At 71.7% G+C, this 25331-nt stretch carries 23 protein-coding genes; 4 read left to right on the plus strand and 19 right to left on the minus strand.

The genetic code is table 11. The features are described 5' to 3' along the window. Positions 1–95 precede the first annotated feature (95 nt). The 6 genes from KIK09_RS16375 to KIK09_RS16400 form a co-directional block, all read right to left on the minus strand. Entirely contained in the window at positions 96–1253 is a 1158-nt protein-coding gene (locus tag KIK09_RS16375) for a CaiB/BaiF CoA transferase family protein (protein WP_214320066.1), read from the minus strand. 426 nt (positions 1254–1679) lie between these two features. After that, entirely contained in the window at positions 1680–2369 is a 690-nt protein-coding gene (locus KIK09_RS16380) for a histidine phosphatase family protein (RefSeq protein WP_214320067.1), read from the minus strand. Positions 2370–2413: 44 nt separating this feature from the next. Continuing rightward, positions 2414–3562: a DegT/DnrJ/EryC1/StrS family aminotransferase gene (locus tag KIK09_RS16385; RefSeq protein ID WP_214320068.1), complete on the minus strand. Its 1149-nt coding sequence runs from the start codon at positions 3560–3562 to the stop codon at positions 2414–2416. Further along, positions 3559–4290: an amidohydrolase family protein gene (locus KIK09_RS16390; RefSeq protein ID WP_214320069.1), complete on the minus strand. Its 732-nt coding sequence runs from the start codon at positions 4288–4290 to the stop codon at positions 3559–3561. Before KIK09_RS16390 ends, KIK09_RS16385 begins: the two co-directional genes overlap by 4 nt. After that, the gene (locus KIK09_RS57730) at positions 4287–4958 is read right to left on the minus strand and encodes an amidohydrolase family protein (protein ID WP_214320070.1); all 672 of its coding nucleotides are present in this window, start codon (positions 4956–4958) and stop codon (positions 4287–4289) included. Before KIK09_RS57730 ends, KIK09_RS16390 begins: the two co-directional genes overlap by 4 nt. A gap of 10 nt (positions 4959–4968) precedes the next feature. Further along, positions 4969–6927: an outer membrane protein assembly factor BamB family protein gene (locus KIK09_RS16400; protein WP_308164132.1), complete on the minus strand. Its 1959-nt coding sequence runs from the start codon at positions 6925–6927 to the stop codon at positions 4969–4971. Between the two features lie 62 nt (positions 6928–6989). On the opposite strand from KIK09_RS16400, the gene KIK09_RS16405 reads away from it, so the two are divergent. The 3 genes from KIK09_RS16405 to KIK09_RS16415 are packed head-to-tail and all read left to right on the plus strand — an operon-like array spanning position 6990 to position 10385. Then, positions 6990–7730: an amidohydrolase family protein gene (locus tag KIK09_RS16405; protein ID WP_214320071.1), complete on the plus strand. Its 741-nt coding sequence runs from the start codon at positions 6990–6992 to the stop codon at positions 7728–7730. Further along, positions 7727–8452, plus strand: coding sequence for an amidohydrolase family protein (locus KIK09_RS16410; protein ID WP_214320072.1), 726 nt, complete (start codon positions 7727–7729; stop codon positions 8450–8452). The genes KIK09_RS16405 and KIK09_RS16410 overlap by 4 nt, the downstream gene beginning before the upstream one ends. Before the next feature lie 10 nt (positions 8453–8462). Beyond that, positions 8463–10385 (plus strand): PQQ-binding-like beta-propeller repeat protein, encoded by a 1923-nt coding sequence (locus KIK09_RS16415; RefSeq protein ID WP_214320073.1) that lies wholly within the window; start codon positions 8463–8465, stop codon positions 10383–10385. Here the strand turns inward: KIK09_RS16415 and KIK09_RS16420 are convergent. The 6 genes from KIK09_RS16420 to KIK09_RS16445 are packed head-to-tail and all read right to left on the minus strand — an operon-like array spanning position 10369 to position 16314. After that, a complete protein-coding gene (locus KIK09_RS16420) occupies positions 10369–11199 on the minus strand; it encodes a dihydrodipicolinate synthase family protein (protein WP_214320074.1) in 831 nt (276 codons plus the stop codon). The two genes, KIK09_RS16415 and KIK09_RS16420, sit on opposite strands and share 17 nt — an antisense overlap. Before the next feature lie 11 nt (positions 11200–11210). Continuing rightward, the gene (locus KIK09_RS16425) at positions 11211–12167 is read right to left on the minus strand and encodes a hydroxyacid dehydrogenase (RefSeq protein ID WP_214320075.1); all 957 of its coding nucleotides are present in this window, start codon (positions 12165–12167) and stop codon (positions 11211–11213) included. Then, the gene (locus KIK09_RS16430; RefSeq protein ID WP_214320076.1) at positions 12164–13027 is read right to left on the minus strand and encodes a carbohydrate ABC transporter permease; all 864 of its coding nucleotides are present in this window, start codon (positions 13025–13027) and stop codon (positions 12164–12166) included. Before KIK09_RS16430 ends, KIK09_RS16425 begins: the two co-directional genes overlap by 4 nt. Beyond that, a complete protein-coding gene (locus tag KIK09_RS16435) occupies positions 13024–13893 on the minus strand; it encodes a carbohydrate ABC transporter permease (protein WP_250573207.1) in 870 nt (289 codons plus the stop codon). Before KIK09_RS16435 ends, KIK09_RS16430 begins: the two co-directional genes overlap by 4 nt. Continuing rightward, on the minus strand, positions 13890–15128 hold the full coding sequence (locus KIK09_RS16440) for an extracellular solute-binding protein (protein ID WP_214320077.1): 1239 nt from the start codon (positions 15126–15128) through the stop codon (positions 13890–13892). Before KIK09_RS16440 ends, KIK09_RS16435 begins: the two co-directional genes overlap by 4 nt. A gap of 40 nt (positions 15129–15168) precedes the next feature. Beyond that, positions 15169–16314, minus strand: a complete 1146-nt coding sequence (locus KIK09_RS16445) for a DegT/DnrJ/EryC1/StrS family aminotransferase (protein ID WP_250573208.1) — start codon at positions 16312–16314, stop codon at positions 15169–15171. A 60-nt stretch (positions 16315–16374) separates the two neighbouring features. Between KIK09_RS16445 and KIK09_RS16450 the strand changes: the two genes are divergently transcribed. After that, positions 16375–17580, plus strand: a complete 1206-nt coding sequence (locus KIK09_RS16450; RefSeq protein ID WP_308164133.1) for a hypothetical protein — start codon at positions 16375–16377, stop codon at positions 17578–17580. Positions 17581–17653: 73 nt separating this feature from the next. Here the strand turns inward: KIK09_RS16450 and KIK09_RS16455 are convergent, their stop codons facing one another. From KIK09_RS16455 to KIK09_RS16485, 7 genes are read right to left on the minus strand one after another with little or no spacing between them, the layout of a single operon-like run. Continuing rightward, on the minus strand, positions 17654–18709 hold the full coding sequence (locus KIK09_RS16455) for a dihydrodipicolinate synthase family protein (RefSeq protein ID WP_214320079.1): 1056 nt from the start codon (positions 18707–18709) through the stop codon (positions 17654–17656). A 37-nt stretch (positions 18710–18746) separates the two neighbouring features. Further along, a complete protein-coding gene (locus KIK09_RS16460; protein ID WP_214320080.1) occupies positions 18747–19745 on the minus strand; it encodes an NAD-dependent epimerase/dehydratase family protein in 999 nt (332 codons plus the stop codon). 53 nt (positions 19746–19798) lie between these two features. After that, positions 19799–20095 carry a cyclase family protein gene (locus KIK09_RS16465; RefSeq protein WP_214320081.1) on the minus strand — a complete coding sequence of 99 codons (297 nt, stop codon included), beginning with the start codon at positions 20093–20095 and terminating at the stop codon, positions 19799–19801. A 53-nt stretch (positions 20096–20148) separates the two neighbouring features. Next, positions 20149–21051, minus strand: a complete 903-nt coding sequence (locus KIK09_RS60030; protein WP_214320082.1) for a Gfo/Idh/MocA family protein — start codon at positions 21049–21051, stop codon at positions 20149–20151. Continuing rightward, entirely contained in the window at positions 21048–22928 is a 1881-nt protein-coding gene (locus KIK09_RS16475; protein WP_214320083.1) for a hydantoinase B/oxoprolinase family protein, read from the minus strand. The genes KIK09_RS60030 and KIK09_RS16475 overlap by 4 nt, the downstream gene beginning before the upstream one ends. Then, positions 22921–24918, minus strand: a complete 1998-nt coding sequence (locus KIK09_RS16480) for a hydantoinase/oxoprolinase family protein (RefSeq protein WP_214320084.1) — start codon at positions 24916–24918, stop codon at positions 22921–22923. The genes KIK09_RS16475 and KIK09_RS16480 overlap by 8 nt, the downstream gene beginning before the upstream one ends. 7 nt (positions 24919–24925) lie before the next feature. Then, positions 24926–25297 (minus strand): hypothetical protein, encoded by a 372-nt coding sequence (locus KIK09_RS16485; RefSeq protein WP_214320085.1) that lies wholly within the window; start codon positions 25295–25297, stop codon positions 24926–24928. Between the last annotated feature and the right edge of the window lie 34 nt (positions 25298–25331).

The raw sequence follows: 25331 nt of genomic DNA on the forward strand, positions 1-25331 counted from the left end.
CGGGCCGTGTTCGGCCATGGCAGGTTCGCTGCGCCTGTCATCCGGTGATGCAATGTTGACGCACGCCGAGCCGAACCGGTGCCGCGAAATCCCGATCATCGCTCGCGCTCTTCGAGCCAGGCGAGCACCGCGTCGCCGTCCTGGCCGAGCGAGGGCGGCGCGACGTGCTCCACCGGGCCGAGCCCGTCGAAGCGCAGCACCGGTCCCGGCAGCCGGATCCTGCCGAGCACGGGATGGTCCACCTCGACCAGCAGCCCCTGGGAGAGCGTCTGCTCCCAGGCGTAAACCTCGTCGATCGAGCGGATGGCCCCGGCGGGCACGCCCGCCTCGTTCAGCCTGGCCAGCCAGTACGCCCGGTCGTGGGCGGCCAGGGCCTTCTCCATGTCGGCGATCAGCTCATCCCGATGCGCGAATCTTTCCCTATTCGTCGCATATTTCGCCATGTTGGGATCAATGTCCAGTAGAGCGGCGACCTTCTTCCACTGCGCGTCGTTGGCCACCGCGATCTGCAGCATCCCGTCGGCGGCGTGGAAGGCGCCGTAGGGGGCGATCGAGGCGTGGTGGTTGCCGTTCGCCCTGGGCACCTGGCCGCCGACCGTCCAGGCAGTGCCGTGGTAGGAGTGCACGCCGGTGATCGCCGCCAGCAGCGACGTGCGCACCACGCGGCCCCTGCCGGTCCGCTGCCGCTCGTAGAGCGCCGCGGCCACGCCGTAGGCCCCGTGAATGCCGGCGAGCAGGTCCGCGATCGACGCCCCCACCCGGTACGGCTCGTCAGGTCCCGGACCCGTCAGCGACATCAGGCCCGCCTCGCCCTGCGCGATCTGGTCGTAGCCCGGACGCCCGCCCTCGGGCCCGTCGTGGCCGAACCCGGTGATCGACAGCACCACCAGGCCGGGGTTGAGCTCGTGCAGGCGCTCGACGGGGAAGCCGAGCCGGTCGAGCACGCCCGTACGGAAGTTCTCGATCAGCACGTCGCACTGCCTGACCAGGCGCTCGATGAGCCGCTTGCCGTCCTCGGACTTCAGGTCGACGGCGATGGACTCCTTGTTGCGGTTCGCCGCCAAGAAGTACGTCGAAATATCGTGATCCGGCCCGACGAAGGGCGGCCCCCAGCCCCGCGACTCGTCACCTCCGTCCGGGTGTTCCACCTTGATCACCTTGGCGCCAAGGTCGCCGAGCAGCTGCGCGGCGTGCGGGCCTGCCAGGGCCCTGGACAGATCGAGCACGACGATGTCGTCAAGCGGTCCGAGCAAGATCGACCCCCTGCTTGAGTTCCGGGCGAACGACCATTCTCTCAGCTCCGCCACTCCCCTTCATTGGCTGGCCTGCTTCACGAGCATCCTGTACGGCGAGCCACCGCCACCGACCGCCGCCCGCACTCCGGCTGAGGGCCCGCAACCGGCGCTTCCGGCGAGTCGGCGACACTTACCCACCGCAACGGCGCCTCGACAGGCGGGCACCACGGCCCCGTGAACGGCCAGCGCGACCGTGCCCGCACTGCCTGCTGCGCGCGGCGAACGGGCGGCGCGACCGTGCCTGCGGGTCGGGCGTTGTAACGGCGCCGCGGGAGTCCACCCTTGCGTGCCGCCGGGCACGGGCAAGCACCCGGTGCGGACGGCGGCGTTACCCGGGCTGGCCGTAACGAAGCAGGAAGAAGTGCCCTGAAACCAAGAAGAAGACTAAGAAGAGAGCCCACTCAGGTGGGAGGTGTCGTTGAAGGTGGTCAGGTGGAGGTGGCCGTCGCGGGCGTGCCAGGTGGACAGGGAGGCGTTGCGGATCGGCGTGTGGGCGGCCAGGGCGGGCAGGTCCGCGTCGGGCGTGCGCGCCAGCACGTGGCGCAGCACGAGGACGACCGCGTCGTGGGCGACGATCAGGACGCGCCGCCCGGCCGCCGCCTCGTGCAGGTCGGCCGTGAAGTGGCGCAGCCGCTCGGCCACGTCCCCGAACGACTCGCCGCCCGGCGGCCGGTAGCCGTACTCCCCCTCCGCGCGGTGCCGGGCCGACTCCTCGGGAAAGTGCAGTTCGATCGCGGCGTGGTTGTAGGGCCCGAGCGAGCCCCACTCCCGGTCCCTGAGCCGTTCGTCGACCGTGACGGCCAGCTCGGGCCCGCCCCAGGAACGCTGCGCGACGGCCCAGGTGTCGTGGGCCCGCAGGTACGGCGAGCACCACACGAGCTCGGGCGCCTCCCCCGCGGGCAGCGTGGCGAGCCTGCGGCCGAGCGCGGCGGCCTGGCGGCGGCCGAGGTCGGTCAGCGTGACCTCGTGGTCGCCGCGTTCGTAGACCAGGGGCGCGCCTGCGGCCTGCTGATAGGCGAGGTTGGCCTCGCTCTGGCCGTGCCGTGCCGCCATGATTCTCACCGGACCCGTCATGCGGACATCCTGCCACCAACCAGGCGCCTTTACATTGTAGATTTCTAGCCGAGCACCTTGCGGAAGGCCGCGGTGACGTCGACCGCCTCGACGGGGTCGGCCATGAGCATCGGCTGGGTGAGCCACACGACGCTCCGCGCGGCCTGCTCGGCGGCGGGACACTCCCCCGCCCGCGTCAGGCCCTGCTCGGCGAGGGCGGGCAGCGCGCCGAGCGGCGGGTAGCCGGCGCTGAGCGGGACGCCTTCCGCGGCCATGGCGGTCAGCACGCGCTGCTTGTCGACGCCGGGGTCGAGGCGGAGCATCAGCAGGTGGCGCGAGTCGCGGGTGGTGCCCGGCGGCCGCGGGACGGCGCTGACGGGCAGCCCGTCCAGGTCGAGCGCGGCGCAGAAGGCCTCCCGCCGCTCGATCTCGGCCTCGAGCCGGTCCAGCCACGGCAGCAGCAACGCGGCCTGGAGCTCGGTCATGCGCAGGTTCCACCCCAGCTCAGGGTGGTCGTACCAGCGGCCGCCCCGGGTCCTGCCCAGGTTGCACACCGACCAGATCGCCTCGTAGGCGGATTCGTCGCGGCAGACGACGGCGCCGCCCTCCCCCGCGGTCATCGCCTTGCTCGACTGGAAGCTGAACACCCCGGCGTCCCCGAGCCCGCCCACCGGCCGCCCGCGGTAGGTCGCGCCGTGCGCCTGCGCCGCGTCCTCCACGATCCGCAGGCCATGCCGTACGGCCACCGCCGCCAGCGCGTCCAGGTCGGCGGGGCTGCCCGCCAGGTGCACGGGCATGATCGCGGCGGTGCGCCCGGTGACGGCGGCCTCGACCGCGCCGGCCGCCAGGTGCAGGTCGGACGGGTCGACGTCCACGATCACCGGGGTGGCGCCCGCAAGGATCACCGAGGCGGCCGAGGCCACGAACGTGTAGGCGGGCACGATCACCTCGTCGCCCGGCCCCACGCCCAGCCCGCGCAGCGCGGCGAACAGCCCGAGCGTCGCGTTGGCCACGCCCACGCCGTACGGCACGCCCGCCATGCCCGCCAGCGCGGTCACGAACCGGGAGCCCACCTCGCCGCCCTGGGAGGCGCCCCAGCGGCCGCTCTCCAGCACCTCGGTGACCAGCGCCCGCTGCGCGGGGTCGAGCGGCGGCGGCCAGGAGGGCCAGGGCTTGGCGCGGACCGGGGCACCGCCGTCCAGTGCGAGCGTCATGGGTGCGGGCCTCCGTTGAGTCGGTCGCCGAGGATACGGGCCAGGTTGCCGCCGAGGACGAGGGCGCGGTCGGCGTCGGGCATGGGGGCGAGGACGGCGCGGCCGAGGCCGACGCGCAGGTCGAGGAAGCAGGCGTCCGAGCCGTGGACGATGCGCCCGGCGCCCACGAGTTCGGCCAGGCGGGCGATCCAGCGGCCGGTCATGCGCGAGCCGCAGGTCTCCAGGTACACGTTCGGGTGCCCGGCCACCGCGCGGGCCGCGGCGGCGAAGCCGTACGGCCACAGGCCGCTGTGCCCCAGCAACAGCGGCACGTGCGGGTGCCGGGCGGCGACGGCGGCGAACTGGGTCGGGTCGCTCCACGGCGAGTCGGTCTGCCCGTGTGCCAACACCGGCAGCCCGAGCTCCCAGACGGGCTCGTAGCGCGGGTCGTCGAGGCGGCACCGGTGCACGTCCGGGTGGAGCTTCACGCCCCAGCCCGTCAGCCGCAGCTCATTACGGTGGTGGGGGTTGTAGACCTCCCACACGCCGAAACGGCCGGGATACCGGGCGGCCGCCTCGAAAGCCAACTGGTTGCCCGCGTCCGCGTCGGGACCGACGGCCAGCAGGTGGCTGATACCGATCGCGTCCACCTCGAGCCTGTCCATCAGCGAGACCATGCCCTCGGCCGACGGGTCGGGGATGAGGAAGTCGGGCCAGGTGCCGAGGTGGCCGTGCGCGTCGAGGATCACAGCAGGTCCTTCAGCGTCCCCGCGGCGACGAGCGCGAGCTCGTCCCGGTCGAGTTCGAGGTGGTCGAGCAGGAAGCGGGGCCCGCAGTCGTCGAGCACCGGCGCCCCCGTGCCGAACACCAGCCGCCGCGCGCCGAAGCGGGAGGCGAGCCACTCCACGCCGCGCTGGGTGTTGACCGTGCCGATCTCCAGCCACACGTTGGGCGCCTCGGCCATCAGCTCGGCCACCGCGCGCAGCCGCCGGTAGCCGGGGTTCAGCAGCAGGATTCGCAGCCGGGGCGAGCCCAGCGCCAGCGCGAGCAACTCGGCCGGGGTGGTCTCGTCGAGCTCGACGGCGACCGTGCGTTCCTGGTCCGCCAGCCATCGCGAGGCGATCGGCCCCGACAGCGAGAAGCCGTGCGTGCGGGGACAGAGCCTGACCATCCCCGCGCCCGGCTCCTCGACCTCCCCCGGCACCACCACGGGCACCGGGATCAGCCGAGGGTCGTCGAGCTTCCGCAGGGCCTCGTTGCCGGCCCGAGGGTCGGAGTAGAGGCTGAGCGTGTGGGTCACGCAGGCGGCCTGGATGCCGAGCCGGTCCATCTCGGGGCGAGGGTCCACCGGCAGGTCGTCGAACGGCACGGGGCCGGTCAACCGGTTGGCGTCGATGACCGCCAGAGATTTCGGCACAGACCGAAACCTAACCCGCTTCCTGAGTGACGGTCAAGGGCGGGCAGCCGGGATCCAGGCGCACCTGCGCCAGGTCGCGGCCGACCAGCGTCCACGCCCGCCACGAGCCGGGCTCGAAGTGCAGCTGCGGGTTGGTGTACCACTCGTCGCCCAGGCCGGTGGCCAGCAGCTTGGCCTCGGTGCCCAGCTCGTAGGCGTTGCCGCCGCCGAAGAAGGTCTGGGCGAAGACGCGGCCGCGGTGGACGGTCAGCTCGCCGTACCCGGACAGCGTGCCCTCGTGGACCACCTGCCTGGTGGCCAGGTCGAGGGCGATCCAGGCGCCCGAGTTGCGCTTGTAGACGCCGTAGAGCAGCCCGTCGTGCACCTTGATGTCCTGGAAGGTCTGGTAGCCGGGCTTGGGGTCGGTCTGCCAGAGCATCTGGCGGGTGTTCAGGTCGAAGGCCGCCACCGTGGCCGAGGTCTTGACCGGTGGGGTGCCTCCGCCGCCCCGGACGTCGCCGCCCAGGTAGACGACGCCGCCGTCGCCGACGCTGAGGCTCATCAGGCTCTCGCCGGAGATGACGCCCTCGTAGACGTCGATCTGGTGGGACTGCGGATCGATCACCGACAGGGCGCCGTCGAGCTTGGCGCCCAGGGGCGCGCTGGCCACGACGAGCTTGCCGGTGCGCTCGTCGTACTCGATGTCCCACGGGCGCTGCTGGCCGTGGCCGAGGTAGCCGAGGCTCTCCACCTGGTCGGTGTGGACGTCGATGGAGATGATCTGGCCGCTGGGGTACATGGCGGCGTAGATCTTGTCGCCGTGCCGGACCAGGTCCTTGGGCTCACCCGGGACCCGGAAGCGGCGCTTGTCGCCGGTGCGCAGGTCGCGGACCGTCATGGCGAAGTGGCCGCCGACGTACAGGGCGCGGTTGTTGACCAGCAGCATGCTCTGCGGCCGTTCCGAGCCGCTCTGCAGGCCTGCCTCGATGAGGTCGGTGAAGACGGAGCGGCCGGTGGCCAGGTCCAGGCGCCACATGCCGCCGCTGCCGGAGAAGCCGGCCAGGGTGTTCTGGTCGATCAGCGCCATCCTGCGGGTCTCGTCCTCGGGCGAGGGCGGGTCGGCGACCTTGGTCAGCGTGCCGTTCTCGTAGCGGTAGACCGCGCCGTCGGGGCGGCTGGTGGCGTAGACGGCGCCGCCGGGGGTGACGGTGAGCATGTCGACGCTGCCCGCGAGCTGGGCGCGCTTGGCGTCGGTGCCGTCCTTGCGCACGTCGATGAGGGTGTCGCCGCTGCCTGCCAGCACCCGGTCGCCGAAGTCCTGGACGACGCCGATGCCGGTGGGGCCCTGGGCGAGCTCGCGCTTGGCGCCGGTCCTGCGGTCGATGGCGATGAGCTTGCCCTTGTCGAGCAGGCCCGCGTAGACGGTGGTGTCGTCGGCGGCCACGGACCTGACGTAGCGCTCGCCGGAGGCGAGCACGCCGAGGTTCCTGACCGCGCCGGTGGAGGGGACGTACTCCCAGACCCGGCCGTCGGGATACGTGCCCGCGTAAAGGGTGCCGTCGGGGGCGGCGGCCAGGCTCCAGACGAAGCCGCCGTACTTGCCCAGCGAGCGCAGGTGCTCGACCGCGCCGGTCTTCGGGTCGTAGCTGTACAGGTCGGGCGAGGGGTAGGTGCCGATGTAGAGCTTGCCACCTGACATGGCGGTGGCCCATGCGCCCTCGATGGGGTCGTCGGGCAGGCGGGTGTTCCTGACCACCTTGTCGGTGGCCAGGTCGATGTCGGCGACGACGGGGGGCTTGAGGCCGCGGGTGACCACGTAGGCGTGGCCGGCCTCCACGGTGGCTCCCACGATCGCCCCGGTGACGGAGGCCTCGCCGTACTTCTGGACGGCGGGGGTGTCGCAGGATCGGGGTTCTGCGGCATGGGCGGGCCTGGCTCCTGCCAGGACGATGATCAGTGCGGCTAAGGCCGTCAGCCTGGGTCTCACCACGGGCGCACCTCCGGGGGTGTCCACTCTTGCTCAATTTAGGCCCAGACCGTAATCTTTCGAGCGTGATCCCGTCAACGTTCGACGCGAACCCGCTGATCGGCGATCTTGAGGTGACTCTGGACGTCGACGTGCTCGCGGGCGCCTATCCCGACCGCGACGCTCCGCCGGGCCCGTTCATGAAGATCCTCGCCGAGCACCGGATCCGCGCGGCCGCGGTGGCCTCGCTGCGGGGCGCGCTGTTCGACATGCGCTCAGGCAACGACGAGGTCCTGGCGCTGTCGGACGCACAGCCGGACGTCGTCCCCGCCGGCGCCCTGGACCTGCGCGACCCGCTCGGGTCCGTCAGGGAGCTGGAACGGCTGGCCGGGGCGGGGGTGCGCGCCATCAGGCTCTTCCCCGACGAGCAGGGCGTGGAGGCGGGCTTCCCGTCGGTGCGGCACGTGGCGCGCGAGGCGGCCGAGGCGGGGCTGACCGTGCTGACCGGGGGCGACGTGCGCCGCTTCTGGCAGCCGTTCGCCGGGTGGGGCGGCCGCGTCGTCTTCCTCGACACGCACTTCTACCACCTGGGCGACTTCCTGGTCGCCGCCGCCGACGAGCCCGGCTTCCACACCTCGACCCGGCTGCTCAACTCGCCGGACGCGCTGGAGACGGTCGCCGCCACGCTGGGCGCCGATCGGATGCTGTACGGCTCCCGCACGCCGTACAGCGAGCCCGTCGTGCCGCTGCTGCGGCTGGCCACCAGCGGGCTCGACGCCGCCCAGATCGCCGCGGTGGCGGGCGGGAACGCGCGGAGGCTGCTGTGATCATCGACGTGCACGCCCACTGGGGGCCGTGGTTCTTCACGATGGACGTGGCGGGGCTGAGCCTGGCGGCGATGGACCGCTACGGGATCGACATGGCGATCGTGTCGGCCACCGAGGCGGTCATCTACGACGCCCCGGCCGGGAACCGGGCGCTGGCCAATTTCCTCGCGACGACCGAATCGACCCGGCTGTTCGGATACGTCACGATCAATCCGCGCCGCCTGGCCGAGGGCGAGCGGGACCTGCGCGAACTGCTGCCCACCGGGCTCTTCCTCGGCGTCAAGATCCACACTGACTACACGGGGTCGCCGATCCCGCGGCTGCGCGAGACGCTGGCGCTGGTGGCCGAGGCGGGGTGCCCTGCGCTGGTGCACACGTGGGGCGCGTCGGTGCTCGACCTGGCGCAGGTGTGCCTGGACACGCCGGGGCTGCGGGTCATCGCCGGGCACATGGGGGCCGACGGGCACAGGTACGCGATCGAGGCGGCCTCCGCCTGCGACCGGCTGTATCTGGAGCCGTGCTACTCGCACGCGCCCGCCGGGCGGATCGCCGAGGTGGTGGCCGGGGTGGACCCGCGGCGGCTGCTGTTCGGCACCGATTCCACGCTGATCGACCCGGCCTCCGCCTTCGGCGCGGTGGCCGCGGCGCGGCTCGACCGGGAGACCGCCGAGCTCATCGCCTGGCGCAACGCCGCCGAGCTGTTCGACATCCCCCTGGGTTAGGAGAACCCGCATGATCCCTCGCCGCCGGTTCCTGCAGTTAGCCGCCGCTACCAGCGCCGCCGTCGCCGTGCTCCCCGAGACCGCGCACGCCGAGACCGAGGGCACGATCACCGACCTGGGGCCCGCCAGCGTGGCGAGCCCGCTGGGCAACGGCGAGTTCGTCGGCGACGTGCTCTACGCCGGGTCGCGCGGCCTGTCACCGAACGTCGTCGGCGCCTACGACCTGACCGCCGACCGGGTCACCAGGCACTTCGACATCCCCACCGGGATCGGCATCTGGGCGATGTGCAAGCACGGCACCGACGTCTACGTGGGCACGCACGCGCCGTCCGACCTCTACAGGATCGACACCGTGGCGGGCACCGTCACCAGGCTGGCCTCGCTGCCCGACCACTTCGTCTGGTCGATGGCCGCCGCGCCCGACGGCAAGGTCTACCTGGGCACCTCGGAGCCGGGGCGGCTGGTGGAGTACGACCCGGCCACCGGGACCACGCGTGACCTGGGGCAGCCCGCGCCCGGCGAGGCGTACGTGCGGGCCGTACAGGCCGACGAGAAGTACGTCTACGCGGGGATCGGCACGCACGCGCACCTGATCGCGATCGACCGGGCCACCGGCGACAAGCGCGACCTGCTGCCCGCCGAGCTGGCCACCCGCGACTGGGTGTCGAGCATGTCGGTGTCGGACACGCACGTGGCGGGCGGCATGAACTCCCTCGCCGAGCTGATCGTCTTCCCCAAGGCGGACCCCTCGGCGTACAAGGTGGTCAAGGCGAGCGCGGCGGGCGAGAAGTACATCGTCTCTGTGCTGATCACGGGCGACTGGGTGTACTTCGCCGGGCGGCCGAGCGGGACGCTGTACCGCTGCCGGCTGGATGGCGGCGGGCTCGAGGCGGTCGGCGTGCCCTTCCCCGAGGCGGCCACGGTCAGGCTGCTCGAGCACGGCGGGAAGGTGTACGGACTGCAGGACAACGGGGTGTTCGTCTACGACGGCACGCTGGAGTACCGCAACCTGGTGCAGCGCGGCTTCAAGGCGACGCCGGAGGAGCCGATGTCGGTGCACTCCGACGGCGAGCGCGTCTACGTGGGCGGCAAGAGCGGCGCCGACATCCACGACCTGGCCACGGGGAAGGTCACCCGCCTGCCGATCGGCGGCGAGCCCAAGACCATGATCACCGTAAAGGGCGTGACGTACCTGGGCGTCTACACCCAGGCCGCCCTCTACTCCCACCGGCCGGGCGACCCCGACGCCGAGCTCGTCAAGCGGACGGGCAACGAGCAGGACCGCCCGCGCGACCTGGCCTACGACGCCAGGACCGGCCTGATCGTGATGCCCACCCAGCCGGAGCCCGGCCACATCAACGGCGCGCTGTCGCTCTACTCGCCGCGCCGCGGCGCCTACGACACCTACCGCCCGGCCGTCGAACGCCAGACGGTCTACACGGTCGTCACCCGCCACGGCACCGCCTACCTGGGCACCCTCATCCAGGAGGGCCTCGGCCTGCCCCCGGTCACCACGACCGCCCGCCTGGCGGCCTTCGACCTGGTCGCGCGGAAGCTCCTGTGGCAGGTCGAGCCCGTCCCCGGCGCCCGCCATATCTCCTCGCTCAGCCTCGGCCACACCCTCCTGTACGGCATGGCAAGCACCGGCGACGTCTTCGAGTTCGACCCGGTACGGCGGCAGGTGACCAGGATGCTCAAGGTGGGCGCCAAGGGCGGCGAGATCTTCGTCGTCGGCCGGGTGGCGTACTGCGGCGACGGCGACAGGATCTACCGGCTCGACCTCGAGACCTTCACCGCCGAGACGATCGCCGCGGGCCTGGCGGGGCAGTGGTTCGGCGGCGAGCCCAAGCTCGCCCTCGACCCGTCGCGCCGGGCGCTGTACGCGGTGAAGGCGCGCAACCTCGTCCGCGTCGCCATCAACCCGGCTGGGTGAGCGGCGGGCAGTGCGGGTCGTGGGCGTGGGTCGCCGGGATGCGGCCCTCCTGCGCGGCCAGCGTGAGCATCCGCTGGACGTAGCCCTCCATGGGTTCGATGAACGTGGTGGCGGCCAGGGCGTCGAGCCGGGCCGCCGCCTTCTCGAAGGCGCGCAGGTCGCCTCCGGCGTAGGCGCGCATGACGTCGGCCGTGACGGGGACGTGCGCGGCCGCCAGGCCGACCAGGGCGGCCTCGCACCCCCACAGCAGGGAGGCGGCGAACATGCGGTCCTCGCCGGTGATCGCCAGCCGGCCCGCCGCCCGGGTGATCGCGATGGTCTGCTGGCAGGCCATCGCGTCCGACAGCAGCGCCGCCTTGACGCCCGCCACGCCGGGATGCGCCGCCAGCTCGCGGAGCACGTCCGGCGGGCACGGCCGGGTGTAGAGGTCGAAGGCGATCATGGGCATCCGCGCCCCCCGCCAGATCGCCTCGTGCACGGACAGGCGGTCGCCGAAGGGGAAGACCAGGACGCCGTGTGCGCCGAGGTCCTTGGCGACGCGGGCCTGGCCAGGGCCGTCCACGCCGACCAGGACGGGCGCTCCGAGTGCCACCGCGCGCTCGATCAGCCCGGCCCGCACGTCCGGCGCCAGGTACGGCCCGCGGCCCGTGTGGGCCAGCACGGCCAGCGCGTCGGCGCCGTCAGCCAGCAGGCCCGCGTAGTAGCGGGAGGCCACGTCCATGGACACCTCACCCGAGGCCGTCATGGGGGTGGCCGCGGCGGCGATCAGGGCGCCGCGCAGCGAGTCACGCAGATGTTCAGCGCGCGAGTCCATGGGGCAACACCCTACGCGGTCCAGCGAAGGGCGTCCTTGGTGATCTCGTGCCGCAGGGGTTCGCCCCGCAGGAAGCGGGCGATCTCCTCGACCACGAGCTCGCCCTGGCGTTGGCGGGCCTGCATGGTCCCGGCGGCCTGGTGCGGGGTGAGCAGCACGTTGGGCAGGCCGCGCAGCGGGCTGTCAGGGGGCAGCGGCTCCTCGTCGAAGACGTCGAGCGCCGCGTCGAGCCGCCCGGAGGTGAGCTCGTCGAGCAGCGCCGCGGAGTCGACGAGCCACGAGCGGGCCGTGTTGACCAGGGCGGCGCCGTCGGCCATGAGCGCCAGCTCCCGGCGGCCGAGCAGGTGCCGGGTGGCGGGGATCGCGGGCGCGTGCAGGGCCACGACCTGGCTGCGTGTCAGCAGCTCGTCGAGCGGGACGAGGGAGGCGCCGAGCGCTTCGGCCTCGCCGTGGGAGATGAGCGGGTCCGACAGCAGCGGGACGGCGCCGAGCGCGCGCAGCAGCTCCAGGTAGGCGCGGCCGGTGCGGGAGGCGCCGACCACGCCGACGACGCAGCCGCGCAGCTCGACGCGCGGCCGGGCGGCCGCGATCAGTTCGTGCCAGTCGCCGCCGCCGTGCAGGCCCCACGAGAAGCGGTGCGTCTGGTGCAGCAGCGACAGCGTGAACGTCAGCGCGGCCTCGGCGACGGCGGGCGCCATCGCGGCGCCCGTCTGGGTGACCTTGATCCCTCTGGCGAACAGCTCGTCGGAGACCAGGAAGCCGACGGCGGCCCCGGTGTGGGCGACCAGCCGCAGCCGGGGCAGCTCCGCCAGCAGCGCCGCGTCGAGCCGGGGCGCGCCCCACCCGGTGACCAGCACCTCCGCGTCGCGCAGCCCGGAGACGACCTCGTCGAGGGACTCCAGCCGCGCCCAGAGCGGCGCCGGCATGAACATCTCCCGCAGCTCGGGAGACAGGTCCACGGCGATCATTTCAGTCCCGTCATCGCGATGCTGTTGACCAGGTAGCGCTGCAGCAGCGCGAACACCAGCAGGCACGGCACGACCGAGATGGCCGCCGAGGCCATCACCAGCGACAGCGGGTGCTCGTCGCCCTTCAGCGTGGTCAGCCCCACCGTGAGCGTCCGCAGCTCGTCGCTCTGCGCGATCACCAGCGGCCACAGGAAGTCGTTCCAGTGCCACAGGAACACGAACACGCCAAGCGTGGCCAGGATCGGCTTGGTCAGCGGGATCACGATCTGCCAGTAGATGCGCCATTCGGAGGCGCCGTCGACCTTGGCCGCCTCGAACAGCTCGTCCGGCAGGTCCCTGATGAACTGCCGCATCAGGAAGACCGCCTGCGAGTTGGCCAGCGTCGGCACGATCATCCCCCAGAACGTGTCGACGCCGTCCAGGTCCGACACGAGCACGAACATCGGGATGAGCAGGGCCTGGAAGGGCACCATCACGGTCGCCAGGAACGCCCACATGAGCGCGTCCCGCCCGGGGAAGCGCTTCTTGGCGAAGGCGTACCCCGCCATCGACGCGGTGAGCAGGATGATCACCACCGAGACCCCGGCGTAGATCAGCGAGTTCACCGTCCAGCCGAGGAACCCGGCCGCCGACAGCGTCTGCGCGAAGTTGTCGAACGTCAGCTGCTCGGGCCACTGGCGCGGCACGGTCGGCTTGCGCGGCGGCGACAGCGCCAGCACCAGCATCACCAGGAACGGGCTGACCGTCAGCATCGACACCAGCCCGAGCAGCACGGTCAGCGGCCAGCGCCGTCCGGTACGGCGGGCCCCCGACCGCCCTGGCGCCACCCGCGTGACCGGCCGGGTGGCGGTGAGCGTCATGACGTGCTCCGATCCAGGAAGCGGCGCTGGATCATCGACACCACGAACACCAGCAGGAACAGCACGATACCGATCGTGGCGGCGTAGCCCAGGTCGAAGAACTTGAAACCCTGGTCGTACAGCGCGTACACGAGGTTGTAGCTGGCCCTGGACGGCCCTCCCCCGGTCATCACGTAGATCGAGTCGAAGGTCTGGAAGGCCCCGATCGTCTCGATGACCAGCACGAAGAACAGCGCCGGCCGCAGCAGCGGCAGCGTGATCGAGCGGAAGCGCTGCCAGGCGTTGGCCCCGTCCACCCGGGCCGCCTCCAGGTAGGACGGCGGGATGGACTTCAGCCCGGCCAGCAGGATCAGCATCGAGTAACCGAAGCCCTTCCACGTCTGCACCAGCGCCAGCGACGGCAGCACCAGCGAGGCGTCATCGAGGAACCCGACGGGCCCGAGATCGAGATGGGCCAGCAGCCCGTTGATCAGCCCGTCGAAGTCGTAGACCCACTTCCAGAGCACCCCGGCGAACACGAAGCTGGTCACGTACGGCAGGAACAGCATGCCCCGGAACAGCCCGCGCAGGAACACCACCGCGTTCAGCAGCAGCGCCGTGCCCAACGCGATCACCACGGTGAGCGGGACGTAGATCGCCACGTACACCAGCGTCACCCGCAGGCTGCTCAGGAAGATCGGGTCGTCAAGCAGCTTGGCGTAGTTGCCGACACCGGTGAACGTCCACTCGCCGCTGATCTTGTAGTCCGTGAGGCTCATGCCCGCCGCCCCGAGGGCGGGCACGAACCTGAAGATCACGAACAGGACCAGCATCGGCAGCACGAACAGCAGGCCGGTGATCGGGTCCCGCAGGCGGTGACGCATCATCCGCCGCCGGCCACCACGGCGTTGGCGGCCTTGGCCGCGTCGTCGAGCGCCTGCTTGGCCGTCTTCTTGCCCTGCAGCGCGGCCTGGATCTCCGGCACCAGCAGCGCCATCACCTGGCGGGCGGCCGGGTGGGCGTCACCGGGGTAGGCGTACTCCAGCGACTTGGCGAACTCCTTGAGCGTGGGGCTCGAGTCGTCCACCTGAGCGTCGGTGCGGGCGGGGAAGTAGCCGGACTCCTTGGCCAGGTCCGTGGCCACCGGGGCGGAGGCGACGTACTGGATAAACTTCTTGGCCGCGTCGGCGTTCTCGGAGTGCTTGGCCAGCAGCAGGCCGCCGGGGATGCCGAAGGTCACCTGCTTGGCGCCCTTGAACGGCAGGCCCACGGCCACGTTCTCGGCGCCGATGGCGGCGCCCAGCTTGACGGCGTCGATGTTGGCCGCCGCGTTCAGGATGCCGGCCTTGCCCTGCTCCAGCGGGCCGCCCTCGGTCTTGGTCAGCGTGGCCGCGTTCTCCGGCAGCCCGCCCGCGGCCTTCAGGTCGAGCAGGTACTGCAGCGACTGCACGCCTTCGGGGCCGTTGAAGGCCACGCTCTTGCCGTCGGGGGCGAAGACCGAGCCGCCGTTGGACCACAGGACCGGGTAGAAGCTGAGGTTCAGCGTCGTCTCCGGGCCTCCCGGGTACATCAGGATGGCGATCTTCTTGGCGGCCAGCTTCGGCGCGTCCGCCTTCACCTCGTCGTAGGTCTCGGGAAGCTTGGTGATGCCGGCCTCGGCGAAGGCCTTCTTGTTGAAGATCGGGGCGGTGACCGTCTGGTAGATCGGCACGCCGTACAGCTTGCCGTCGGTCGTCAGCGCGGTCAGCGCGCCGGGACGGAAAGCGGCCTTGTCCTGCGCCACCACGTCGTCGACCGGGGCGAGCGAGCCCTGCTTGGCGTACTGCGGGATCTGGTCAGGGCCGAGCAGGACGATGTCGAAGCCCTTCTTCGAGGCCAGCGACGTGGTGACCTTCTCCTGCCTGCCCTCCCAGGGCTGCAGGTCGATCTTGATGTCGACGGTGGGGTTCTTGGCCTCGAAGTCCTTCTCGACCTTGGTCCAGAACGCCTTGCTCTTGGCCTGGTCGTCGATGACCGGGTACATCCACATGGTCACGGTTTTCTTGCCGCTCGCATCGCCAGAACCACTGGATCCGCAACCTGCCAGTGCTAACAGCAGGGCGGCCGCGAGGATCTTCCTCATCGGCTCTTCCTTTCCGTTTAATACCGGTCTAGACCGAAACCTAGCGAGCGGATGGAGGAGGGGTCAATGCCTGATACAGGACCGTAACGACAGCCTCGACGTGCTCGGCGGTGTAGTGCTCGTTCCAGTCGATGACCAGCAGCGTTTCCGCCACCATCCGCTCGGCCTGCGGGCAGGCCGCCATCGGGCCTGTCAGCGGGTAGCGCGAACGGCCGTATATCGGACCGTCCCAGATCGGCGCGCGGTTCAGCGGCTCGTTCAGGTAACCGGCCCGCGCGGGGATTCCGGCCTGCCGCAGCTCGGCCGCCACCCCGGGCGCGCCGCCGCCGGGCAGCACGAGCGGGAACAGCCACCACGCGTGCCCGTCGGGCCGCGGCAGCCGTACTCCGTCGAGCCCCTTGAGCGCCTCCACGAGCTGTACGGCGGTGCCGCGGCGGGAGGCGACCACGCCGGGCAGCTTGGCCAGCTGGGCGCGGGCGACGGCGGCCTGCAGCTCGGTCATGCGGTAGTTGAGGCCCAGACCGGCGTGCGAGCGGCCCGCGGCGCGGTCCCAGCCCTTGTCGGCGAACAGGCGCATGGCCCTGGCCATCGCGTCGTCGTCGGTGATGGTCAGGCCGCCGTCGCCGCAGGTGATGTGCTTCCACTGCTGCAGGCTGAGCGTGCCGACGTGGCCCGCCGTGCCCGCGTAGCCGCCGCCCGGCAGCTCGGTGAGCCAGGCCTGGGCGCAGTCCTCGACGAGGGTCAGGCCGTGCTCGTCGGCGAGTTCTCTCAGCGCGCCGGCCTTCGCGGGGGCGCCGAAGAGGTGGACGGCCGTGATCGCTTTCGTCCTGGGGCCGATCAGCCTCTCGACGGCCTCGGGATCGAGATTGCCGTCGGCGGGGTCGACGTCGGCGAAGACAGGGACCGCGTTCTGCGCCAAGATGGGGGCCACGGTCCCGAAGTCCGTGATCGGCGTGGTGATGATCTCGTCCCCCGGGTCAGGCGCCGCCGCGACGACCGCCAGGTGGAGCGCGGCCGTGCCGGAGCTGCAGGAGATCGCGTGGCGAACGCCGTACATGGCGGCGACCTCGCCCTCGAGCGCGCGGGCCTCGGTCCCCCAGACCGAGCTCAGCATGCCGGAACGGATCACCCGCTCCGCCGCGGCGACCTCCTCGTCCCCGAGGGTTCGGCCGTCGGGTTCGGCCATGCTTGGGAATTTCGGGATCACGAGTTAACCTTTCGGTCTTGACCGTATTAGGGAGGCTGGGTGGGTATCGTCATCGGGGTCGTCGGGCCGCACGATCTGGTCGACGACGTGGCCGCCACCTGCGAGGAGCAGCCCGGCGTGAGCACGCTGCGGCTCGACTACGACCACGAGTCGCAGGCCCCGGCCATCGTCGAGGCGCACGCGCAGGCCGTGGAGGGCTGGCTGTTCACCGGCATCGTGCCGTACATGCTGGCACGCGACGCCGAGGCGCTGACCCGGCCGGCCTCCTTCGTCGACTACTCCGGCGCGACGCTGCTCAGCGCGCTGGTACGGATGCAGCACTCCGGACACGACGTCACCCGGCTGTCGATCGACACGCTGTCGGCCGCGGACGTCGGGACCACGTTCGCCGAGGCGGGGCTGCCCGCCGACCACCTGCGCACGCTGCCCTACCGGGCCGGGATGACCTCCGACAAGGCCGTCGCCTTCCACCGCCGCGGGCCCGCCCATCCGGTGATCACCTGCCTCAGCTCGGTGCACGAGGCGCTGCGCGACGAGATGCAGGTCATGCGGCTGGTGCCGTCGGTGCACTCGGTGCGGGTGGCGCTGCGGCAGTTGCTGCTGACGGCCGAGGGGCAGGCGCAGGAGGACGCGCAGATCGCGCTCGGGCTGATCGAGGTGGACTCCGAGGAGGGGCTGCTGCGCGAGGCCACCGCGCTCGGCGGCACCCTCGCGGCCTTCCGCGGCGGCACCCACCTGCTCGTCACCACCCGCGGGCCCCTGTACGACTCCACCGGCGGCTTCACCGGACTGCCCATGCTGGGACGGCTGGCGGGTCACAACCCGCACGTGCGGGTGGGCTTCGGGCTCGGGCGCAGCGCCGCCGAGGCGGAGAGCCTGGCCCGCCGGGCGCTGGCGCGGGCGCGGCGCATCGGGGACGTGGCGGCCGTGCTGTCGCTGCGGGCGGACACGGACATCGTCCTGGAGTCGGTCTCCGCGCCGCCCGCGGCCGCGCAGAACCTCACGGTCCTGGCCCGCCGGGTCGGCCTTTCCGTGCCCACGCTGGAGAAGCTCCTCGAGGCCCGCGCCGCCGTCGGCGACGAGCCCCTGACGACCCGCGAGATCGCCGACCGCCTGGCCGTCCAGCAGCGTACGGCGCGCCGCATGCTGCACCGGCTGGAGCTCGCCGGCCTCGCGGAACGCACCGGCAACCTCACCAGCGGCTCCAGCGGCCGCCCCCTCACCCTCTACCGCCTCACCCTCTAGCCCCACACCCTGCCTCCCAACCCCACTCCGCCCAAGCCGCGCATCACGTCGCGTACCCAGTCCGTGCATGGGGCTAGGAGAGCCAGCGGGTCAGGCCGGAGGTTACGAAGTCGTCGTCCCGGAGGTGGGGGTAGGCCTGCCAGATGCGGTCGATCTCGGCCAGTTGGCCGGGGGAAAGGTCTTCTGCGGGGTCCAGGCACCAGCGGCCCTCCAGGAGGCCCTGGCGGCGCAGGATCTCGTGGATGCCGGGGATGCAGCCGTGGAAGGCGTTGGCCGAGTCGAAGATGGCGGCGTTGGCGTCCGTGAGGTGGCCGTCGAGCGTGAGGAGGCGGCGGGCCGCGTCGGGGTCGCCCGCGCGGGCGCGGCGGGCCTCCTCGAGGAGGTCGACGGCGCGGCGCACCCAGACCGCCCACTGGCCGAGGAGGCCACCGACGAACTCGACCTCGACCGTGCGGCCGTCCACGACCACGGAGTGGGGCGTGATGAGGTCCGTCAGGATGTGGTCGTCGTTGCCGGTGTAGAGGGCGACCTCACCGGCACGGCCGGCACGGACCACGCCGTGCAGCACGTCCAGCGTCCGGTAGCGGTCGAAGGGGGCGACCTTGATCCCGACGACCGCCTCGATCTCCGCCAGCCGTGTCCAGAAATTTCGCGACAGGGGGCGGCCGCCTACCGCCGGTTGCAGGTAGAAGCCGATGACCGGCAGCACCTCCCCCACGGCCCGCGCCCGGTCGATCAGCTCGTCCTCGGAAAGCTCGGCATGGGGACTCAGCAGCACCATGTGGTACCCGAGCGACCGCGCCGACTCCGCCTCCGCGACCGCCTGCGCCGTAGGCCCGGTCGCCCCCGCCACCAGGACGACGTCGCGCGAGAACTCCCGCGAGGTCACCGCCGCCAGTTCGAGCACAGGCGCGAGCAGCGGGGTCCCGTGGATGGCGAACTGCGTGGTGTGCACCCCCACGGCCAGCCCGCCCGCGCCCGCCTCCACGTAGTAGCGGGTCAGCGCCCGCTGCCGCCGCTCGTCCAGCTTCCTGGAGGCGGTCAGCGCCAGCGGGTGCGCCGGAATCACCAGACCGCGCCTGAACAGGTCACGCACGGACGTCTGCGCCTCGGGCGCCGCGCGAAGCACGATATGCCCCCTCTTTCTCAGAAATTTCGCAACAGAATCAGAAACGCCCGTCGCGGCGTTCGAACTTGGTCGGCTTGCCGAGCAGCCGCCCGCCCGCGGACACCCACGCCGCCACGTGCTCGATCAGCTCGGCGGGCGTCATCGACGGGTATCCGAAGGTCCGATGGCAGCGCCCCGCGTTGGACAGCAGCGCCGTGGCCGCCTCCTCGCCGGTGAAGACGGGCTCCTTGCCGAGCGCCCGCCCCAGGTCCGTCGCGGCCTGCCGTACCGACAGCAGCTCGGGCCCCGTCAGGTTGAGCACGTACGGCGGGGCCGCGGCGTGCCGCAGGGACCGCAGGGTGACCTCGTTGGCGTACCCCTGCCAGACCACGTTGACGTGGCCCGTGGACAGGTCGACGGGCTCGCCGGCGAGCACCTTCTGCGCCAGGTCGACCAGCACGCCGTACCGGAGTTCGACGGCGTAGTTGAGGCGGATGAGCGCCAGCGGCGTGCCGTGGGTCTCGGAGAAGTGCGTCATGACCCGCTCGCGGCCCAGGCAGCTCATCGCGTAGTCGCCGACGGGGCCGACGAGGGTGTCCTCGGTGGCGCCGCCGGAGGTCACGGGCACGAGCGGGTAGACGTTGCCGGTCGACAGCGCGGCGATGCGGCTGCCGCGGAAGCGCTCGGCGACCCGGCCGGGCAGGTAGGTGTTGGTGAACCAGGCGGTCGACTCGCGCCCCGACGTGCCGAACTTGGCGCCGACCAGGAAGACGACGTTCTCGGCGTCCGGCAGCGATTCGACGTCGGCGACGTCGGCGGCCACGACCGCGGCGCCGTCACCCTCCAGCGCCTCGGCCAGGCCGGGCTCGGAGAAGCGGGAGACCGCGATCACCCGGCGCGAGCCCCGCACCGCGTTGAGCGCCAGCCGCACCAGGCTGGGGCCGAGCTTGCCCCCTGCGCCCAGGATCATGATGTCGCCATCGAGCTCGGCCAGGTCGTGGACGAGTGCCTCGCTCGGCCGGGCCAGGCGCTCCTCGAGTTCTTCCAGCGTGCGCAATCTCAGCTCCTCTCATTTACGGTCCAGACCGTAACCATCAAAGAGCCGAGGTGTCAATGCAGGAAGGCGACGACCCGGGCGGGGGCCGCGGTGGCACCGATCAGCCTGAGCGGGAAGAAGCCGGTCGGCGGGAGCGCGGCGAGGTTGTCGAGCTGCTGCGCGATGAAGGCTTCACGCAGCGCGGAGATGGGCCGGTCCCCGCGCTGCGCGATAAAGGCCTCGGGCAGCGCGGGGATGGGCCGGTCCCCGCCGACGGCGTCGGTACCGAGGATCTTGGCGCCCTGGCCGATGAGGAAACAGGTGCCCGCGCGCGACACGACGTCAAGAAGCCGGCGGCGGTCCTGTCGCAACGTGATCCACGAGCTCGACGACACTGTGGATCACGAGGGCGGGCTGCGGTCGGTCAGGCGGTTCCCGGAGCCGGCGCTGCTTCGCGGGCGCTGACAAGGATCTCCAGGATCGCCCTGGTCTGCTCCCAGGGCACCGGGCTGGGGGCGCCCGCGACCATCGCGAGGAACGCCTCGATCGTGCCCTCGTAACCCAGGCCCTTCAGCGGGTCGTCACCGGCCTCGATGACGATCTCGCGGTCGCCCGCGCGGGTGTGCACGGTGACGGTGTAGCGCTCCTGTTCGGAGACGCCGAGGATCTCGACCGTGCCGGTGATGCCGCTCCCCCACCGCAGCGCCATCACCCCGGTGTCCTCCGAGCGCAGGCCCTCGTAGTGGCGGACCGCGCCGGCCGCCCCGGCCAGCCGTACGTCGGGGCCGAGCAGCGCGACCAGCAGCTCCACGCCGTGGACGCCCATCGTGACCATGGTGCCGCCGCCCTGGCCCGGCGTGTCCTGCCAGGCGTTGTAGCCGTTCGCCCACATGCCCACGTCGTGGCGGACCGTGGCCCGCACCGCCAGCACCTCGGCCGGGTCCACGGTGACGCCTGCGAACGACGGCGCGAAGCGCAGCACCGAGGCCGACATCACCCGGTCGCCGATGGGCAGCCGGTCGAGCGCGTCGAGCTGCTCGCGCGAGGCGGCGGCCGGCTTGTTCATGAAGACGGGCGCGCCCGTCTCGAGCACGCGCGCCAGCGCGGCGGGCGCCCGCGGGTTCGGCACGGTGAGCACCACGCCGTCGGGCCCTGACTGCATCAGGGCCTCGAGCGACGGGGCAACATGAGCGCCGGGATGCTCGTCGGTGAAGCGCCTCAGGCGCTCCTGGTCGGGTTCCCAGACGGCCAGCTCGCCGTGCTTGGAGAGAGTGTGCGCGTCGGTGTACGGGTGGCTCGTGGCCAGCCCGGCCAGCGCGATCCTCACAGCTCGTCCACCTCGGCGTGCGTCCGCCCGCCCGCCAGCTTCGGATAGCCGGGCCCGCGGTCGAAGAAGCGCCCGGTCGAGGGCCGCAGCCGGGCGCGCAGCTCGGCGGTGCCCTCCTCGTCGATGCGGTCGCCGTCGAGCACCACGCCGTAGTCGCCGAGCGCGCCCGCGATCGACACCTTGCCGTCGCGCACGTCCGCCGCCACCGCACGCGGATCCCTGTCGTACGGCGAGCCCCAGCCGCCCCCGCCGGTGGTGCGGATGCGGATGACCTCGCCCGCCTGCACCGGGTGGTCGTCGACCAGGCCCTCCATCTCCTTGCCCGCGATCTCCACCCGGAACGGCCGCCCGGCAAGCCCGCCGTTCACGCCCCAGCACGACAGGATCGACCGGTCGGCGATGGACATGTAGGACGCGTCGCGCAGCATCCTGATGTGCTTGTCGTAGCCGAGCCCGCCGCGGAACATGCCGGGCCCGCCGGAGTCGGTGGCCAGCGCCAGCCGCTCCACCCGGAACGGCCAGCGGGCCTCGGCGAACTCCACCGGGATGTTGCGCGAGTCGGGCACCACGTGGATGGTGTCCTCCCCATCGGCGTACCAGCGCCCGCCCGACCCGCCGCCGAGCACCTCGCGCATGAGGTACGGGTGGCCCTCGCCGTCGGCGCCGTAGACGCCGGTGTAGCGGATGGTCTCCTGGTCGGCGGGCATGCGGCCGCCGGTGGCCTTGGCCAGCACCCCGGCGAGCACGCCGAGCAGGCGCAGGATGACGAACGTGCGGGCGTTCGTGGGCGCGGGGAAGACCGGGGTCAGCAGCGTCCCCTTGCCGGGGAAGCGCATCTCGATGAGGGGGACGACCCCCTCGTTGACGTCCAGCTCGGCCATCCGCTCCGGGGTGTCGGCCAGGTTGCGCAGGACGGGCGCCAGCCACTTCTTCAGGAACACCCCGTCGGCGTAGTCGCCCGCGTGGTTGATCGGCCCCTTGGCCTGCGGCGAGGTGCCGGTGAAGTCGATCGTGAGCGGCGCGGGCGCGTGTTCATGGTCGAGCCCGCTTCGCTCCTCGTTGGCTCCTTCGTCGCTCTCTCGTCGCGAGCTCCTGCTCTCCGAGTGGTCGACGGTGAGCGTGATGCGCTGGGCGTGCAGCCGGGGCTCGTCCACGCCGTCGTGCTCGGCGTAGTCCTCCCAGACGTAGGTCCCCTCGGGGATCTTGGCCAGCAGTTCCCGCCGGAACGTCTCGGTGGTCTTGTCGATGATGGCGTCGAAGCAGGCTTCGACGTTCTGCTTGCCGTACCTGTCGAACAGCTCGCCCAGACGGCGGGCGCCCATGAGGCAGGCCGAGCACTCGGCGTCGAGGTCGCCGGCCAGCGAGTCGGGCATCCGGGAGTTGCGCGTCATGATGCGCAGCGCCGCCTCGTTGGGCACGCCCTGGTCCCACAGCTTGATCGGGGGGACCATCAGGCCCTCCTCGTAGACGCTGCGGGCGTGCGAGGGCATGCTCCCCGGTACGGCGCCGCCGATGTCGTCGTGGTGGCCGAAGGCCTGCACGAACGCGACGACCTCGCCGCCGTGGAAGACGGGGACGGTGACGCACAGGTCGGGCAGGTGGCCGATGCCGCCTTCCGACAGGTAGACGTCGTTGTGGAAGTAGACGTCGCCCGGCTTCATCGTCTCGATCGGGAAGTCGCGGACGACCGGCTGGACCAGCGCGCTGTAGGAGCGGCCCGTCAGCTTGCGCAGCTTGACGTCGTGGATGCCGGCCCTGAAGTCGTGCGCGTCGCGGATCATCGGTGACCGCGCCGTGCGGGCGATGGCGGTCTCGACCTCCTTCTCCACGGAGGCCAGGGTGCCCTCGACGATCTCGATCAGGATGGGATCAGCCACGGCGGATCTCCAGATTTCCGTATTCGTCCACCGTCGCGGTGAAGCCGGGGTGGAGGGGAGTGGTGGAGCCGTACTCCTCGATGACCGCCGGGCCCTCGACCACGGTGCCGGGGGCGAGCGTGTCGCGCTGGTGGACCGGGGCTGTCACGGACTCCTCGAAGTGGACCGTCCGCTCCGTCGGCTCCCCCGCGGTGGCCGTGAAGCGGTGGATCGCCGGGCGGGTGATCGGGCCGATGCCGGACACGCGCAGGTTGACCCATTCGACCGCGTGGCGCGGGTCGTCGCGGTAGGCGTAGCCGTACAGCTTCTCGTGCGCGTCGTGGAAGCGGCCGGCCACCTCGGCGAGCCAGTCATCGTCGACGGGTCCTGCAGGAGCCGCGACGCGCACCTCGTAGGCCTGGCCGTAGTAGCGCAGGTCGGCGCTGCGGGCGAAGACCGGCTCGTCGAAGCCCTCCCTGTCCAGCGCCTCGGCCGCCTCGGCCTCCAGCTCGCCCAGGATCCTGGCCGCCGTGTCCGGCGCCGGGTCGCGGGTGACGTGGGTGCGCACGTAGTCGTTCTTGACGTCCACGGTCAGCAGGCCGAACGCTGAAACGTTCCCGGGCTGGCGCGGCACCAGGACCGCGGGCAGGCCGAGGATGTCGATGAGGCGGCAGGCCAGCAGAGGCCCCGAGCCGCCGAAGGTGACCAGCGGGAAGTCGCGCACGTCCAGGCCGCGCTTGACGGTCAGCTGGCGGATGGCGTTGCTCTGGTTGAACGCGCTGATCTCCAGGATGCCGGTGGCGGTGCGCTCGGGGCTGAGTCCCAGCTTGTCGGCCAGCGCCTCGATCCCGGCGCGGGCGGCGTCGGCGTGGAGCGGGATCTCGCCGCCGAGCAGGTGCGGCGGGATGCGTCCCAGGAACACGTGCGCGTCGGTGACGGTCACCTCGGTGCCGCCGCGGCCGTAGCAGAGCGGTCCCGGGTCGGCGCCCGCCGAGCGCGGCCCGACCTTCAGCGTGCCCTCGGGCGAGATCGAGGCGATCGAGCCGCCCCCGGCGCCGACCGTCACGATGTCGATCATCGGGATCTTGCACGGGTAGCGGCCGACGCTGCCCTCGGTGGTCAGGGAGGGCTCGCCGTCCAGGACCACCGCCACGTCGGTGGAGGTGCCGCCGCCGTCCAGGGTGATCACCGAGCCGTGGCCGGCGGTGGAGGCGATCAGCGCCGCGCCGAGCGCCCCGGCCGCGGGGCCCGACAGCACGGTGGAGATGGGCTGGTTGACGACCTCACGGGCCGACAGCACGCCGCCGTTGGACTTCATGACCGCGAACGGCATGCCCAACCTGCCCGACAAATTGGCGATATATCGCCGCATGGTGGGCTTGACGGCGGCATCGACGAGCGTCGTGACCGACCTCTCGTACTCGCGGTACTCGCGCAGCACGTCGCTGGACAGCGAGACCACGGCCTCGGGATGCTCGGCGGCCAGCACCTCCCGCATCCGCCGCTCGTGCTCGGGGTTGGCGTAGGAGTGCAGGAAGCACACGCCGATCGCGGTGATCCCGCGGGCCCTGAACCAGCGGGCCACCTCGACGGCCTGCTCGATCGAGAACGGCCTGACCTCGTTGCCCAGGTGGTCGAGCCGTCCCCCGACGGTCCTGACCAGGTGCACTGGAACGATCCTGGGCGGTTTGACCCAGAAGTAGGAGTTGCCGTAGCTGTCGGGGACGCTCTGCCGGGCGATCTCCAGGACGAACTCGAACCCCTCGGTGGTGATGAACCCCAGGTTCGCGATCCGGTCCTCGAGCAGTTGGTTGGTGGCCACGGTGGTGCCGTGCACGACCGAGCTTACGTCGAGCTCCCCCAGCTTCTGGATGCCCGCGATGAACCCGTCGGCCGGGTTGGCCGGGGTGGAGGGTGTCTTGGTCGTGACGATCTCACCGGTCTGCTCGTCCACCGCCACCACGTCGGTGAAGGTGCCCCCGGTGTCGACCCCGATACGGACGCTCTGCATGGATTCCTCAGCTTCGACGGCGGCCGAGCACTTCGTCGATGACCCGCGGCGCGTTCTCGGTCCCCACGTATGCCGCCAGCCGAACTACCAGTTCCTGGGCCTTGGCCAGTTCGGCCTCCACCTTTGCCTTACCCGACTGACCAGCCTGCACGCCGAAATATGCCCCGATGATCGTGCCGACCACCCCGGCCACGCCGGCGAACAGCGCCGCGAACTCCCTGGTGGCGAAGACCGCAGCACCGAAGGCGACCAGGACGGCCACGATCCCGGTCACCACGACGAGGAAGCCGTAGCGCCACCTGGCGGCGTCGGCCTGGGCGGCCGTCACATCGTCCGGTGTCATCATCGCTTCCAATGCTTGCGGTTTGTCGGTGACCACAGTTCCTCCTGATGCGTCAGGAGAGAAATCTCCC

Origin of the sequence: Nonomuraea sediminis (assembly GCF_018531495.1) — a bacterium.
GTDB lineage: Bacteria > Actinomycetota > Actinomycetes > Streptosporangiales > Streptosporangiaceae > Nonomuraea > Nonomuraea sediminis.

Excerpts from the sequence above, each read along its gene's own strand:
- KIK09_RS16440 (WP_214320077.1), bottom strand. The coding sequence starts at position 15,128 with ATGAGGAAGATCCTCGCGGCCGCCCTGCTGTTAGCACTGGCAGGTTGC.
- KIK09_RS16385 (WP_214320068.1), bottom strand. The coding sequence starts at position 3,562 with ATGACGCTCGCACTGGACGGCGGTGCCCCGGTCCGCGCCAAGCCCTGG.
- KIK09_RS16445 (WP_250573208.1), bottom strand. The coding sequence starts at position 16,314 with ATGGCCGAACCCGACGGCCGAACCCTCGGGGACGAGGAGGTCGCCGCG.
- KIK09_RS16425 (WP_214320075.1), bottom strand. The coding sequence starts at position 12,167 with ATGATCGCCGTGGACCTGTCTCCCGAGCTGCGGGAGATGTTCATGCCG.
- KIK09_RS16420 (WP_214320074.1), bottom strand. The coding sequence starts at position 11,199 with ATGGACTCGCGCGCTGAACATCTGCGTGACTCGCTGCGCGGCGCCCTG.
- KIK09_RS16435 (WP_250573207.1), bottom strand. The coding sequence starts at position 13,893 with ATGATGCGTCACCGCCTGCGGGACCCGATCACCGGCCTGCTGTTCGTG.
- KIK09_RS16380 (WP_214320067.1), bottom strand. The coding sequence starts at position 2,369 with ATGACGGGTCCGGTGAGAATCATGGCGGCACGGCACGGCCAGAGCGAG.
- KIK09_RS16480 (WP_214320084.1), bottom strand. The coding sequence starts at position 24,918 with ATGCAGAGCGTCCGTATCGGGGTCGACACCGGGGGCACCTTCACCGAC.
- KIK09_RS16415 (WP_214320073.1), top strand. The coding sequence starts at position 8,463 with ATGATCCCTCGCCGCCGGTTCCTGCAGTTAGCCGCCGCTACCAGCGCC.
- KIK09_RS16430 (WP_214320076.1), bottom strand. The coding sequence starts at position 13,027 with ATGACGCTCACCGCCACCCGGCCGGTCACGCGGGTGGCGCCAGGGCGG.